General features: G+C 40.8%; 3 protein-coding genes. All 3 read right to left on the bottom strand.

Annotated elements, in window-relative coordinates; all coding sequences use genetic code 11:
- Positions 1-3: 3 nt before the first annotated feature.
- The 3 genes from CAL7507_RS29790 to CAL7507_RS29780 all read right to left on the bottom strand — a co-directional run bounded on the left by CAL7507_RS29790 (position 4) and on the right by CAL7507_RS29780 (position 16,976).
- Complete coding sequence (locus tag CAL7507_RS29790; protein ID WP_015132209.1) at positions 4-5,883, bottom strand: AAA family ATPase; 5,880 nt, start codon at positions 5,881-5,883, stop codon at positions 4-6.
- A 74-nt stretch (positions 5,884-5,957) separates the two neighbouring features.
- Positions 5,958-11,432, bottom strand: a complete 5,475-nt coding sequence (locus CAL7507_RS29785) for an ATP-binding sensor histidine kinase (protein WP_015132208.1) — start codon at positions 11,430-11,432, stop codon at positions 5,958-5,960.
- An 87-nt stretch (positions 11,433-11,519) separates the two neighbouring features.
- Positions 11,520-16,976: an ATP-binding sensor histidine kinase gene (locus CAL7507_RS29780; protein ID WP_015132207.1), complete on the bottom strand. Its 5,457-nt coding sequence runs from the start codon at positions 16,974-16,976 to the stop codon at positions 11,520-11,522.
- Between the last annotated feature and the right edge of the window lie 26 nt (positions 16,977-17,002).

Genomic DNA, 17,002 nt, shown 5'->3' with positions numbered 1-17,002 from the left:
AAATCATACTGGAATTTCAATAATAAATTCTGTACCCTCACCTATAACAGAGTTAAAACTCAATTTTCCACCGTGGGTTTCTTCCACAATTTGACGAGCGATCGCTAACCCCAATCCCGTACCTTTTCCGACAGTTTTTGTAGTAAATAAATGGTCAAATATTTTTGATTTGACTTGTTCACTCATCCCCTTTCCATTATCAGAGATCGCAATTTTCACGCTTTCATTTTCTACTGAGGTTTTAATTTTGATTCGGTTAGGATTAGCTTTGATTTCCTCAAAACTGCGTCCAGTATTTGATTCTTCTAAAGCATCAATAGCGTTGGCTAATATATTCATAAATACCTGATTTAATTGTCCAGGAAAACATTCAACTTGAGGCAATTCACCGTAATTTGTCACAACTTCAATAGCAGCACGTTGTTCATTTGTCTTGAGGCGATGTTTCAAAATTAAAATTGTGCTATCGATACCTTGATGGATATTGAAAGGGACTTTGTAATCTCGATCAGCACGGGAGAAAGTTCTTAAACTGGTGCTGATATTTTTGAGTCTGTCGCACGCCATAGACATGGAATCAATCATCTTGGGCAAGTCTTCTAAGGTATAATCTAAATCTATTTCCTCTGCATGAACTTGAATTTCTTCACTCGGATTTGGGAAAGTTTCTTGATATAGTTTGAGGTGTTCGGTAATATCAGCAATAGTAGGTTTAGTTTGTTTGATACTGGCAGCAATAAAGCCCAAAGGATTATTCATTTCATGAGCCACACCAGCAACTAAATTACCCAACGCAGACATCTTTTCACTTTGCACCATTTGTAATTGTGCCTGTTGTAAGTCTTGCAATGCTTGTTGTAAGTCTTGAGATTTTTGCTGCAAAGCAAGTTCAGCTTTTTTGCGCCCAGTAATATCATCTGTGAGGGAAGCAACTCCAATTAACTCACCATCTGCATTCACAAGTGGATTGTTATACCAAGCACAAATAATAGTTCTGCCATCTTTTGTGATATTTTCATTGACACTGTAATTACCGCCCTGCTGCGATAAAAGATTGATACCAACTTCCTCCATTTGTGGTTGAATTGTTTCCGGAATGATGAATTGGAATTGACGACCTAAAGCTTCCTGTTTTGTGTAGCCAAATATTCTTTCTGCGGCTGGGTTCCAGTGAGTAACTAGAAGATTGGTATCCCACTCGATGAACGCCAGTGGAGTTTGTTGAACTAATAGCTGGAGTCGTTGTTGGGATGCTTGCAAGCAAGACTGTGCGGCACTCAACTCATCCAGCGATCGCTCTAGCTGTTGGGCATTTTCTAGCGAAAGCGAGTAAAGTCGGGCATTTTCCAGAGAAATCGCGGCTTGGGCGCAAAGCAAGTTGAGGAGTTCGACACGTTCATTGGTAAACGCCCCTGTTGCTAAATTGTTTTCTAAGTACAATATGCCAAGTAACTTACCCTGATGTAAAATTGGGCTGCATAAGATGCTCTTGGGCTGCTGTTGCTGAATGTAGGGGTCATTAATTAATTGCCGATCTACTCTACCATCAATAATCACTGCTGGTTGTAAGCTACGTTTGACGACATTAATTAAGCCAATTGGCACATCAGGTGAGTCTTCAACACACTGTGGGTTTAGCAACATTGGGTAAAAATCAACGGCATTCTGGGAAAGCTGTGCTGAAGCCTGAATCAGCAAACGATCTGACTCCAAAAGCATGAACACACACTTATCAGCTCCGGCATTTTCAATGACGATATGTAACAAAGCCGAGAGCAGTTTTTCGAGTTCGATTTCGCCAGAAAGGGTTTGGGAAGCTTTGAGAATGGTAGCTAAATCTAAAGCAACAGAGACGTTATTACTGCTGGAAGTGGCACAACTAGTTGAGGTGACACTCCCCAAGACAAAGATAGTTTCGTTAGCGGAAAGGGGAGAAGGAATTTGCTGGAGGATGTGAGCAAGCAGTTGGGGATAGCGTTTTTCTAGGTCGGCGACTTTGGCTTTAGCGCCCCAACGAGCATAGCCATAGTAGGCTTGGGTCATGTATTCCTGAGCAATTCGTTCTTTGCCCCAGTTGAGGTAAAATTTAGATGCCAGTTCATTGGCCAACGCTTCTTCCTGGATATAATCGTTTTCTTTGGCTTGGGCGATGGCGCGATCGTAATAGTCTATTGCTTCCATGCACCTGCTAGAAAGTTGTGCCATTTCAGCAGATAGCAATAGATATCGATGCAGAAAGTTTTCTGGACAATTATCTGCCCAATTTTTGACAATTTGCTGATGCTGTTCTAGAACGTTCCAATATTGCTTTTTCTCCTCTGATGTAGCAGCAGAATAGAGTGCTGTCAAACTGAGTGGATAATAAAAATAGTATTGAATAATGGGGAAAAAACCAGCATTGGCAGCTAGGGTTTTCTTGGCTTCTTCTGCTGCTTTGACGGCATCGGCAAAGCGACCATAAAGGTATAATAGCTGTAGCTTGAGAAAGCAGTACCAATTAATTCCATGCTCAAAATTTTTCTTTTGTCTCCAAACTTCTATATAAGCAGGATTTTGATCATTAGGTTCATCCAATAAATCAGTGTTTTGAGAAAAGTCTTGCAGATTCAGTAAGAACTGCCGCTGTAATGTAAACGCATACAGCATATTGACATCGTTTACTTGCTGCACATAACTCAGATATTTCTCAGTTTCTGCATAGATATCGGCTAGGCGATCGCCTTTTACTAACATCGCCCAAATCAGAAACGAAACGGCCCAAACACCAAACACCACATCTCCCGCTTCTCCACTGGTTTGGAATGATTGCCTAGACAGGGGTAAATTCGTTTTTAAATGCTGATTATAGGGATTAATTGTGTGTGCAAAGATATTATTAGTCTTATAAATAAATTTGGCGCTTTTGAGATGGCGATCGAGTTTTAGGGCTAATTTTCCGAATTTATAAGCTGTTTGATAATCTCCTTGATTCGCTAGACTCATCCCATAAAGACAGTAAGCAAAACCAGAGCCATCCGCATTGCCATATTTCAATGAGGTATTAATCATTAATAGCAAGCTTAGATAAGAGAGGTATTGATGCCCTCCCATATATGCCGCCGCCCAAAGATCGGCTAAGAGACTCATACAGACCTTTTTAACAGGATCTGTCATCTCAGGTAGAGCAAACAAATCTGCTGGATAAACGGTTTCAAGTTTAATTTTTAACTCTTCCAGTTCGGTTTTGATGGCGGTTTGCTGTTCTTCAATGGTGAGTGGTAGTTCCATACCCATAATGCTCAAACCTTGCAGTCCAGCTTCAAAACCAGCTTGAATATTCTCCCCTTTGGTCATTTTTAAATACATTTTGATAGCATAAATTTCTGCCTTTTCAAACTTGTCTTGAGCATTAATTAATGCCAAGTCAAACAGATTTTCTGCATCATTTAAATTACCAGTCAAGTATTCACATTCTGCCCGCTCTCGATATAATCCAAAGGCAAGACTGTAATGGCACTCCCAGCTATTTTCTGGCAGCAAATCTATGCCTAAAGCAAAGTATTTCACGGCTGCTTTATAAGCAGTAGCAGCCTTAGCTTTTCTACCAGCAATCAGATTGAGTTGAGCTATTTCAGGTTTTTCTGACTGCTGAATGATCAGACCAATTCCTTCATTTAATTGATTGACAATCTCAAAAATGTTGGCTTCAATTGCTGCAGACGATGTGTTGTGTAGCAGCAATTGTCCAATCTTGAGGTGAGTTGCCTGTTTCTGATTTTGAGGTATTAGCGAGTAAGCAGCTTGTTGGACGCGATCGTGCAGAAACTTGTAAGCACAGTTGTGATTATTAGGTTTGACGTTCGATGTTCCCAGTTCGGTGGTCTGGTAAAACTTGTATACCTCGCTTTGGGGAATCACTAAACCTTCTTGCAATGCTTTCCACAAGTGCGTGGCAGTTTCTGTTTCTGATTGTTCGCAGACGATCGCCAATGTACTTAAATCAAACTGATTGCCAATACAGGCTGCCAATTTCAATACCGCTTGCGTCTGGATGGGCAGTTTTAAAAGTTGCACCGCCATAAATTCCACCACATCATCGGTGAGAGCCAGCGATCGCACTTGTGCCACATCACACTGCCAAAACCCTGTATGCCAATCAAAGGTAATTCGTCCGTCTTCATGTAATGCCTTGAGAAACTGGGTTGTAAAAAACGGATTGCCTTTAGCTTTTTGATAGACTAGCTCAGTTAACGGCAGGGCAACTTCTGTTGAGCAAGTCAATGAGTCTGCAATTAAACTGTTGACATCGGGTTGGCTCAAGTTCGTCAGGGTGAGAGTGTTAACCGTCGCCACCTTCTCAATCTCTTCTAGGTTCAGCATTAACGGATGAGCCGCAAACACTTCGTTATCACGGTATGCGCCAATAATGAATAGATAGCCCCTCAAGGTTTCACCCATCAACAGCATCATCAAATTGAGAGATGCTGAATCTGCCCACTGTAAATCGTCGAGGAACACCACCAACGGATGTTCTGGTGTAGTAAACACCTGAATAAACTTCACAAAGACCATATTGAAGCGGTTCTGTGCAGCACTACCCGATAATTCTGGTGCAGGTGGTTGCTTGCCAATAATCCGTTCTAATTCTGGAATCACTTCAATCATCACCTGTCCACTTTCACCCAAAGCAGACAGAATTTTGTTTCGCCACTGCTCCAGTTGAGTATCGCTTTGGCTGAGTAGCTGTGCCATCAAGTCGCGGAAAGCTTGCACAAAGGCAGACAGGGGAATATTGCGATTGAACTGGTCATATTTCCCTTTGATGAAGTACCCGTTCCACCGGACGATGGGCTTATGCACTTCGTTCACCACTGCAGTTTTGCCAATGCCAGAGAAACCCGCCACCAGCATCAACTCCACTGCTCCATTGGCAACCCGCCCAAATGCGTCTAGCAAGGCTTTTACTTCCTGCTCCCGTCCGTAGAGTTTTTCTCTGAGGAGAAAGCGATCGCACACATCCCTCTGTGCAATTTCAAAATTTCTTATTACACCATCAACTTGTAGCTGATGTAAACAATTTTCTAAATCAAATTTCAGTCCTAACGCACTCTGATATCTATCTTCAGCATTTTTTGCCATCAATTTACTGACAATCTCTGAGATTACAGACGGGATTTGTGGGTTAATTTCATGTACTAAAGGCGCTGGTTTTGCAATATGAGAATGTACCAACTCCATCGGAACATTTGATTGAAATGGTAAAACTCCAGTCAGTAATTGGTAGAATGTCACACCCAAAGAATAGAAATCTGTGCGGTAGTCAATCCCCCGATTCATTCTTCCTGTTTGTTCTGGGGAAATATAAGCAAGTGTACCTTCTAATACATTGAGATTGATTAGTGTCTGCGTTTCCCGTGGTAGTAAAGATGCAATACTAAAGTCGATTAATTTTACTTGTTTGGTTTCGGGATTAATTAAAATATTCGCTGGTTTAATATCTTTATGAATAATTCGCTCTCGATATAGTATATCTAAGGTGTTGCAAAGTGCGATCGCTATTTGTAAAAACTCTTCACCAGACGCGATATATGGCATCTCTGGTGAGGTGAAATAATTTTTGAGAGAAATCCCCCCAAAGTCTTCCATCACCAGCGCATAGCCATTTTGATAAGGTTCCAGACTGTAGGTTTGGACGATTAGCGGTGAGTTAAGATTTTTAGCGATGGTGTACTGATTGCGAAACGACAAGATCTCGCTGAAACTCGGATAAGGATTTTTCAGCAGCTTCATCACTACTGGTAATGAGTCAGTCTCTCGATACCCCCGATAAACTAGGGTTCTCGAACCATTGTAGAGTAAATCATAGATGCGATATCCGGGAATACTAACAAGAGTGCTAACCATATTGCGCTCATCCTAACGATTTCCAGATTTAGTATTCCCAGATACTGAAGTTGTTTACCAAAAAGAGCCGAAAGTTATACCGGAATTTCAATAATAAATTCTGTACCTTTACCTAGAATAGATTTAAAACTCAATTTTCCGCCATGAGTTTCTTCAACAATTTGACGAGCGATTGCCAACCCTAATCCTGTGCCTTTACCGACACCTTTTGTCGTAAATAAATGGTCAAATATTTTTTGTTTGACCTCTTCATTCATACCCTTTCCATTATCAGCAATGGCAATTTTAACTAGATGGTTTTCGACTGAGGTTGTAATTGTAATTAGATTAGAATTGGCTTTAATTTCTGCAAAGCTGCGTCCATGATTTGACTCCTCTAAGGCATCAATAGCGTTTGCTAGAATATTCATAAATACCTGATTTAATTGACCGGGGAAGCATTCTATTTGAGGTAAATTCCTGTAATTGGTGACAACTTCAATGCCTGGACGTTGTTCATTGGCCTTGAGACGATGTTTCAAAATTAAAATGGTGCTATCGATACCTTGGTGAATATCAAATGGTACTTTGTAGTCCTTATCTGCACGAGAGAAAGTGCGGAGACTGGTACTGATATTTTTTAACCTGTCACATGCCATAGACATAGAATCAATCATCTTGGGCAAGTCTTCTAAGGTATAATCCAAGTCGATTTCTTCGGCGTGGTCTATAATTTCATCGGCCGGATTTGGTAGATTTTCTTGATAGAGTTTCAAATGTTTAACAATATCAGCCAGGGTAGGTTTAGCTTGTTTGATACTAGCAGCAATAAAACCAAGAGGATTATTCATTTCGTGAGCTACACCAGCAACTAAATTACCCAACGCAGACATTTTTTCACTTTGAACAATTTGTAATTGGGCGTTTTGTAAATCGTTCAATGCTTGTTCTAATTGTTGGGCATATTGCTGCGATCGCTCATACAGTCGAGCATTTTCTAGAGAAATTGCGGCTTGAGCGCAGAGTAAATTGAGCAGTTCGACGCGATCGCTCGTGAACGCCCCCGTTGCTAAATTATTTTCTAGATACAATATGCCCATCAACTTCCCTTGATGCAAAATCGGGCTACACAAGATACTTTTGGGCTGCTGACGGATGATATAAGCGTCATTGGCTAAGGTGCGATCGGCACTTGCATCAGCTATTACAGCAGTTTGCTTGTCATGCTTGACTTTGTAAATCAGTCTGTGGGGAATGTCCTGGCTATCTTCAATGGGAATACGCTGCAAGACAATTGGCTTTGAACCTGTGGTAATTGACCCTTTGATTAACAGGCGATCGTCTCGCAAGAGCATTAACACGCATTTATCAGCCCCCGCATTTTTGATCACGATTTCAAGCAACGATGAAAGTAGATTTTCCAGTTCGATTTCACCGGAAATAGTATGAGAAGCTTTGAGAATAGTAGCTAAATCTAAAGCCACAGAAACATTACCACTGGATATGGCCGAACTGGTAGAGGTGACACTACCCAATGTGAACAGAGTTTCGTGAGTGGAGAGAGGAGAACGGGTTTGCTCTAATATAGGTCTAAGTAGTTGCGGATAGCGAGCTTCTAGGTCAGCGACTTTGGCTTTTGCACCCCAACGAGCATAGGCATAGTAGGCTTCAATCATGTAGTCCCCAGCAATGCGCTGTCTGCCCCAATCTAGGTAGAATTTTGCTGCCAGTTCGTTAGCAAGTGCTTCTTCTTGGGTATATTTGTTGGCTTTGGCTAGAGTTATCGCCTTATCGTAAAACTCAATTGCTTCGGCTTTTTGTCCTAACACTCGACATTTTTCTGCCGCTACCAAATCAACCTTATGTTGATAATTCATGGGTGCATGATACGCCCATTGCTGTAACTTCGTTTGGTTTTCTATGACACCCTGCAATGCTTCTGATGTTTCATCTAACTGTGGATTTAATTGTGCCAGAGTTAGCAGAGAATCATAAAGATAAAATACTGGTTCGCTGACTAATCCTGCACCAGCCATAAAATAGCGCCTGACTTCAATAGCATGATTTTTCGCTGGCTCAATTTCTCCAAACAAGAAACAAAGCATCAGTTTATATAAATGGAAAATATACAATCCATATCCATCTTTGGCAGACTGTAGCTGCGGTCGAAATTCTGTTTCTTCAAGGGCTTTTCCAGACAAAAGGGTGGTATGTTCTGCAAGACCTAGCAGATTTAAAACAGGTTGCCAATAAATCCGGCAATAATTTGCGGTTGTCAATTGATTTAATTGCATCAAACTATGGCAGTAAGCGCAAATATCCTGCTCTAAGGTAGCCAGGGATTGACTGCACCAAAAAGAATTGAGACAAAAACTGTGGCCATTGTACCCAGTAAGTACCAAGTTCCCAAATTCTATGGCAGTGGTGTAACCTTCTTGCAACAGGGGTAGTGTTTCTTGAATGTGAGAGTTGCGGTGTACAACAAATAACCCCAAGATCATCAAAACATCTGTTTTACTTGCTTTGGCATCGAGTTTTGAAATAATCTGGAGTGCCAGGGAAGCAAACTGCGATCCTGTATCCACGACTTGGAAGAAATTGCAGAGAATATTGGCATAGTTCGCATAGCCGAAAGCAGAAGTAGATGTGTTACCGTACTGAATCGAGAGTTTAACGGACAAAGTATTCAGCAATGGGTACAACATTGAGCCAGTGAGGTAAGCCGCTGGGCTGATGATATTGACAATTTGAAGAGTACCGAGTTTTTCTGCATCGGTCATTTCAGGCAAGTGAACCAAATCAGCGATTTCCCGATCTCCAATGAGTTCCTTAATCTCTTGGATTTCCTGTTGAATATCTGATGGTGTCGGTGTTTCAGGAAAGGTTATACCAAGCTGTTGTAAGATTGGTTGGGCGATCGCGATCGCTGATGTCAGTTTACTTTGGGAAATATGAGATTGAATTCTAATACAGTAAACATTGACTTTTTCAGGTAAGGAGCGTGCCTGTTGAATGACAATATCAATAAATTTTTCCATCGCCTCAAAGTTACCGTTTAGCATTGCTACTTCCGCAGCTAATTCATATAAGGCGAGAGTCATTTCATACTGCTGCTGCCAAGTATTTTCTGCCAACAAAGACAATCCCACTGTGGCATATTCACGCGCTGCTTGATAGGCAGTTGAAGTTTTAGCTTTGCGACAGGCAATTAAATTGAGTCCAGCTAATTCTTCTCGTTGAGTTGGTTGGGTAATTAAAACAGTTCCGTGATTTAATTGATTGACGATTTCAAAAATCCGGTCAACTCTAGCTTGTGCAGAAATCTGTTGTAGAAGCAGTTGTCCGATTTGGTAATGAGTCGTTTGTTTTTGGTCATCGGGAATTAGGGAATAGGCGGCTTGTTGAACGCGATCGTGCAAAAATTTATAAGAAACTGTCATTTGTCCATTGTCATTGGTCATTTGTTTTTGACTATCTACTAATGACAGATGACTAATACTTCTCTCCGAGAGGCTGCGCCAACGACTACGCTCAGTACAAGTGACTAATGACTCTTGTTGATAAAACTTATAAACATCACCGATCGGTAAAATCAAACCTTCTTGCAATGCTTTCCATAAATTGGCTGCGGTTTCTACTTCTGAGTGTTCTGAAACAATTGCTAATGTTGCTAGCTCGAACTGATTGCCAATACAAGCGGCTAATTTGAGAATATTCTGGGTTGCTAAGGGTAACTTCTCTAACTGCAACGCCATAAATTCTACAACATCATCGGTCAAGGCTTGTTGATTAATTTTGGACAGATCGCATTGCCAACAGCCTAACTCCAAGTTAAATTGAATGAGATTTTCTTCGTGTAGGGCTTTGAGAAATTGGGTGGCAAAAAATGGGTTGCCTTTAGTTTTTTGATAGACTAATTGTGAAAGGGGTAATGCCAAATTTTCTGTACTTTTTAGGGTATCAGCGACTAATTGATTGATTTGGGATTGACTCAGGGGTGTTAAAGTAATAGTATTAATGACTGCTTGGTTTTTTTGGATTTCACTCAAAGTCAGCATTAATGGATGGGCTGGATTGACTTCGTTATCCCGATAAGCACCAATGATGAAAAGATGACCTGTATCAGCCATTAATAGCTGCATCAACTTTAATGATGCTGAATCAGCCCATTGTAAATCATCTAAAAACATCACTAATGGATGTTCGGCGCTAGTAAAGACTTGGGTGAATTTTTGAAACAATAAATTAAAGCGATTTTGGGCTGCCGTTCCTGATAATTCTACTGCTGGTGGTTGTTCGCCAATGATTTTTTCTAATTCGGGAATGACTTCAATAATTACCTGACCGTTTTCTCCAACAGTTTCTAATATTTGATTTTTCCATTGCTCTAGTTCGACATCACTTTCGGTTAACAATTGCCCCATTAAATCCCGAAATGCTTGTACAAAAGCAGAGAAGGGAATATTGCGTTGAAATTGGTCATATTTTCCTTTGATAAAATAACCGCGTTGCCGAACAATTGGTTTATGAACTTCGTTGACAACGGCGGTTTTACCAATACCCGAAAAACCTGCTACCAGCATCATTTCTGTTGCACCAAGACTGACTCGCTCAAATGCTTGCAGTAAAGTTTCTGCTTCGGTTTCTCGTCCGTAGAGTTTGTCGGGGATGATGAAGCGATCGCACACATCCCGTTGACCAATTTCAAAACTTTGAATTTCACTAGAAACTTGTAGCTGATCTAAACATTTTTCTAAATCCAATTTCAGTCCTAATGCACTCTGATATCTCTCTTCGGCATTCTTCGCCATCAATTTCATGACGATATCTGAAATCACCTGCGGTATCTCTTCTCTAATAACTGAAGGAGGTTGTTTTGCAATATGACAATGCACCAACTCCATTGGATCGTTTGATTTAAATGGCAAAACTCCAGTAAGTAATTCGTAGAATGTCACACCCAAAGAATAAAAATCTGTGCGGTAGTCAATCCCCCGATTCATTCTTCCTGTTTGTTCCGGGGAAATATAAGCGAGTGTCCCTTCTAATCCATTGGGATTTATCAAAGTTTGGGTTTCTCGTGGGAGTAAGGATGCGATACTAAAGTCGATTAATTTAACTTGTTTGGTTTCGGGATTAATTAAAATATTGGCGGGTTTGATATCTTTATGAATAATCCGCTCTCGGTAGAGTATATCTAAGGTATTGCAGAGTGCGATCGCAATTTGTAAAAACTCTTCACCAGACGCGATATATCGCCCCTGGTGAGAGGTGAAATAATTTTTGAGAGAAATCCCCCCAAAGTCTTCCATCACCAGCGCATAGCCATTTTGATAAGGTTCCAGACTGTAGGTTTGGACGATTAGCGGTGAGTTAAGATTTTTGGCGATCGTGTACTGATTACGAAACGATAAGAGTTCAGAGAAGCTGGGATAAGGATTTTTTAGCAGTTTAATGACTACAGGTAATGAGTCAGTCTCTCGAACCCCTCGATAAACCAGAGTTCTGGAACCATTGTAGAGTTCTTCACTTACTTGATATCCGGGAATATTAATAAAGATGCTCACCATGTTGCTAAATCTGTAAAACTTCCAGATTTAGTATTCCCAAAAAAGATCCCCGACAACTTCCGCGAAGTCGGGGATCTGAGGACTAAATCATACCGGAATTTCAATGATAAATTCTGTACCCTCTCCTGGTGCAGAAATGCAGCTTAATTTACCCCCATGTTTTTCTACCACAATCGAATAGCTAGTTGATAATCCCAAGCCTGTGCCACTACCTACTGGTTTTGTCGTAAAAAATGGATTAAATATCTTATTCTGCACTGACTCGCTCATCCCTATACCGTTGTCTTTAATGCGGATAACTACCTTTTTTGATTCTGTAAATTCTGTCTGAATTGTAATAGTCAGTTGGCGATTTCTCTCTGATTCTTCTAAGGCATCAATGGCATTGTTGATCAGATTCATAAATACTTGATTCAGAGCAGAGGCATAACAATTAACTAAAGGGAGTTGACCATATTTTTGAATTACTTCAATTTCTGGATGTTTACTATTACTTTGAAGTCGATGCTGCAAAATCAACAGCGTACTATCAATCCCAGAATGAATGTCTACTGATTTTATTTCTGATTCATCCAAACGGGAAAAATTTCGCAGTGACAGCACAATTTGACGGATACGATCTGCTCCTACTCTCATCGATGACAGGAGCTTTTGTAAATCATTAGATATAAATTCTAGCTCAATATCGGCGATTTTTTCGGCAATTTCTGGCAATGGTTGCGGGTAAAGTCGCTGATATAAATTATTTAATTCAATTAAAGATGCCACATATTCACTTGCTGGTTGTAAGTTGCCATAGATGAAATTAATCGGATTATTAATTTCATGAGCAATCCCAGCAACTAACTGTCCCAAACCGGACATTTTTTCGGCTTGAATTAGTTGGGATTGAGTCGAGTAAAGTTTCTCTAGTGTTGATTCTAGCTGAGTGGCCTTTTCTGTGATTTCCTGGGTACGCTTTTCTACTTTTTGCTCTAGAGTATGGGAATAGTCCTCTAATTTGTGATATAATAGAGCGTTTTCTAGAGAAATTGCTGCTTGAGTAGTGAGAAAATTGAGAACTTGTAAGCGTTCGCTTGTAAATGCCCCCGTCACTAAGTTATTTTCTAGATATAAAATGCCCATCAACTTACCTTGATGCAAAATCGGGCTACACAAGATACTCTTAGGCTGCTGACGAATGATATAGGGGTCATTGGCTAAGGTCGGATCGGCACTTGCATCAATTAGCATAGTGGTATGCCTGTTGTGCAAGACTTTGTAAATCAACTTGAGGGGAATATCCTGGCTATCTTCAACAGGAAAACTCTGCAACAAGATTGGCTCTGTCCCCAGGGTAATTGAACCTTCAATCGATAGGTGATTGTCTTGCAACAGCATTAATACGCATTTATCAGCCCCCGCATTTTCAATGGCGATCGCCAGCAATACTGAGAGCAATTTTTCGAGTTCGATTTCCCCTGACAGAGTTTGGGAAGCTTTGAGAATGGCAGCTAAATCTAAAGCAACAGAGACATTGGTACTGGAAGTGGGGGAACTAGTGGATATGACATTCCCCAGTGCCAAGATAGTTTCATTAATTGACAGGGGAGAACGAGTTTGCTGGAGGATGGGAACAAGCAGTTGCGGATAGCGTCTTTCCAAGTCAGCAACTTTGGCTTTCGCACCCCAACGAATATAGCTGTAGTAGGCTTCAATCATGTATTCCCCAGCGATCCGCTGTTTGCCCCAGTCAAGGTAAAATTTTGCCGCTAGTTCATTGGCTAAGGCTTCTTCATGAATAAACTGATGTGTTTTAGCCAGAGCAATGGCTTCGTCATAATACTCACTAGCTACGGCTTTTTCACCCAACACTCGATACCGTTCAGCCTCCACTAGATACCATTTATGTAAGTGATTCATCGGGGCATTTTCTGCCCATTGATGCAGAATTGTTTGGTGAGTTTGCGCCTCAACAAGAGTTTGGGCTTGTTCTGCTTCTGGCTGAGTGGGGAAGAGTGCTAGGTATGTGAGGGCAGCATAAAAATGGAAAACGGGAATATGTACCGCCCCTGCTGCTGCCATAAAATAGGGCTTGATGCCGGTGATATAGTCAAGGGCAGCATGATAATTGCCCCAGAGAGCAGCAAGCATCAGCTTGTAGGTATAGGCGTAGGCGATCGCTGTGAAATCATTATCCTGCTGGTGCTTTGGCAGCATAATTGTTTCATCGTAGACAATGCCCATTAAGCGATGGGGTTGGCTCCCTGTTTCTCGCAAATTCTCCACCACTTGCCGCACTGTATCCAATAGAATACACGCTGCATTTTGTTTCGCCTGAGTCAGAACCACACTGTAAGGAGCTAATTCGGCTGACAACGTATTTAAATTTACACCAGCGAACAGCGCTATATATCCGTAACATTGTATGCTGTAGCCAGCGTACAGAAAACTACCTGTTTCCATACCATTGGTGTAGCTATCTTTCATTGTCGATAGCGTTGCCAAAAATGATTGCTGGCGATGTTGGATGAAAGCCCCAAAGAGGCTTAAAGGGAGACATATACTCCGCTCATTCAATTTTTCTAGCAACGAGAGAGTTAAAAGACCAAACTTATAGCCAGTTTCAACTTCGCTCAAAAAAGCACATAGCACCATACCGTGAATCGCATATCCTACCGTCGAGGCGGGGGTATTGCCAAACTGGAGCGACAACCGCACCATCGTTGCGCTCAACAGGGGCATTAAACCCGGATTTCCCAGTAATATTGGTGCAAACAATATTCCTAATAATTGCATTGCGGCGATCGCGCTGCGATCGCTCATCACAGGTAAGTCAATCAGTTCAGCAATTTCTCTGCCTTGGAGTTGCTCTTTTACGTATTCCAAGGCTTTGCCGATTTCGGCTGGCTCTGGCGCACTTGGTAAATCCACCCCTAATTGACTCAGAACATCTGCACCGACGGCGATCGCCTCTAATATTTGGCTTTGAGCCGTTAGTGCCACAATTTTAATTTCGTAGATTTTCACTTTGTCAAAAATGGTCTGGGCGTTCTGCAAAACCACTCCAGCCATCTCTTCCATACTCTCAAAGTCACTATTTAAATAGCTGGCTTCGGTTACTGCCAAATGCAGGTTCAAGGCTAATTCGTACTGTGTTTGCCAGCAGTTGGGCTGGAGTAAGGCGATCCCAGTTTGGAAATACACTCTAGCGGCGGTGTATGCAGTAGCATTTTTGGCTTTACTACCAGCTTTGAAGTTGAGTTGAGCTAGGGTTTGGCGATCGCTTGCTTGACTAATTAACTCAATTCCTAAATTCAAATGCCCAACCAGATCGAAGAGTTTTTCTTCAATCTCTAACTCAGACAAATTTTCTCTCAATAATTGTCCAATTTTGAGATGAGTTGCTGTTTTTTGTGCATCGGAAATCAAGAAATAAGCTGCTTGCTGTACTCTGTCATGCAAGAAGGCATATTTAGCTATTTTTTTCTCAATATTCTGATATGACAGTGCCAATTGTTCGCTTTCTTCTCCTTGATAAAATTTATAAACCTCACTAATCGGTAAAATCAATCCTTCTTGCAATGCTTTCCACAAAGCAGTAGCCGTATTAATTTGGGATTGTTCTGAAACAATTGCCAAAGTTGCTAAATCAAACTGGTTGCCAATACAAGATGCTAACTTGAGGATATTCTGGGTTGCTAATGGTAATTTTTCTAACTGCAACGCCATAAATTCAACAACATCATCTGTAACTGCCTGTTGATTAATTTGGGCAATATCACATTGCCACCCCCCCGTAGCCCTGCCTTGGTAAGGGGGGGTTGGGGGGGTAAAGTTAATCAGTCGCTCTTGATGTAATGCCTTCAAAAACTGGAGAGAAAAAAACGGATTTCCTTGAGTTTTTTGAAACACTAATCGAGAAAGAGGTAATGCCAAATCCTGGGAACATTTAAGTGTGTCAGCAACTAATTGATTAACTGTTTCTTGATTCAGTGGTGCTAAGGTAATTGTATTAATCGTTGTTTGCTTTTTTTCAATCTCATTCAAAGTCAACATTAATGGATGTACCGGGTTTACCTCGTTATCACGGTACGCACCAATTAACAGCATATGACCTGTATCAGCCATTAAAAGCTGCATTAACTTCAGTGATGCCGAATCTGCCCATTGCAAATCATCTAAAAACATCACTAAGGGATGTTCTAAGCTGGTAAAAACTTGAGTGAATTTTTGAAACAGTAAATTAAATCTATTTTCTGCCGCCGTTCCTGATAATTCTATGGCGGGTGGTTGTTCACCAATAATTTTTGATAATTCGGGGATAACTTCAATAATTACTTGTCCATTTTCACCAACTGCTGATAATATTTGGTTTCTCCATTGCTGAATTTGTGCATCGCTTTCGCTTAACAGTTGCTCCATTAAATCCCGGAATGCTTGCACAAAAGCACTGAAGGGAATATTGCGTTGAAATTGGTCATATTTCCCTTTGATAAAATAACCGCGTTGGCGCACAATCGGTTTATGAACTTCGTTGACAATCGCCGTTTTACCAATTCCTGAAAAACCTGCTACCAGAATCATTTCTGTTGCACCTTTACTTACTCTCTCAAATGCTTGGAGGAGGTTTTCGACTTCGATTTCTCGTCCATAAAGTTTGTCTGGGATGATGAAGCGATCGCACACATCCCTTTGTCCAATTTCAAAACCATTAACTCTACCATCAACTTGTAGCTGATGTAAACAATTTTCTAAATCAAATTTCAGCCCTAATGCACTCTGATATCTATCTTCAGCATTTTTTGCCATCAATTTGCTGACAATTTTTGAGATTACAGATGGAATTTCTAAATTAGTTTCACATACTAACGGTGCAATTTTTGCAATGTGACAATGCACCAACTCCACTGGATCGTTTGATTGAAATGGCAAAACTCCAGTCAGTAATTCGTAGAAAGTTACACCCAAAGAATAAAAATCAGTTCGGTAATCAATCCCCCGATTCATTCTGCCTGTTTGTTCTGGAGAGATATAAGCTAGTGTCCCTTCTAACACATTGGGATTGATTAGTGTCTGCGTTTCTCGTGGTAGCAAAGATGCAATACTAAAGTCAATTAATTTAAGTTGTTTAGTTTCAGGATTAATTAAAACATTGGCGGGTTTGATATCTTTATGAATAATCCGTTCTCGATACAATATATATAAGGCATTGCATAGTGCGATCGCTATTTCTAAAAATTCTTCTAAAGACGCGATATATTGCGTCTTTAGTGAGGTGAAATACTTTTTGAGAGAAATCCCCCCAAAGTCTTCCATCACCAATGCATAGCCATTTTGGTATGGTTCTAGGCTATAAGTTTGGACGATTAACGGTGAATTAAGATTTTTGGCAATGGTGTACTGATTGCGAAACGACAAGAGTTCGGTCAAACTCGGATAAGGATTTTTTAACAGTTTAATCACTACAGGTAATGAGTCAGTTTCTCGATACCCCCGATAAACCAGAGTTCTGGAACCATCGTAGAGTTCTTCACTTACTTTATATCCGGGAATACTGACCATACTGCTAAATCCGAATGATTTACAGA

Origin of the sequence: Calothrix sp. PCC 7507 (genome assembly GCF_000316575.1) — a bacterium.
Taxonomy (GTDB): Bacteria; Cyanobacteriota; Cyanobacteriia; order Cyanobacteriales; family Nostocaceae; genus Fortiea.
The sequence above is the reverse complement of the archived record's forward strand: the minus strand, read 5'-3'. Positions and strand labels throughout refer to the sequence as shown.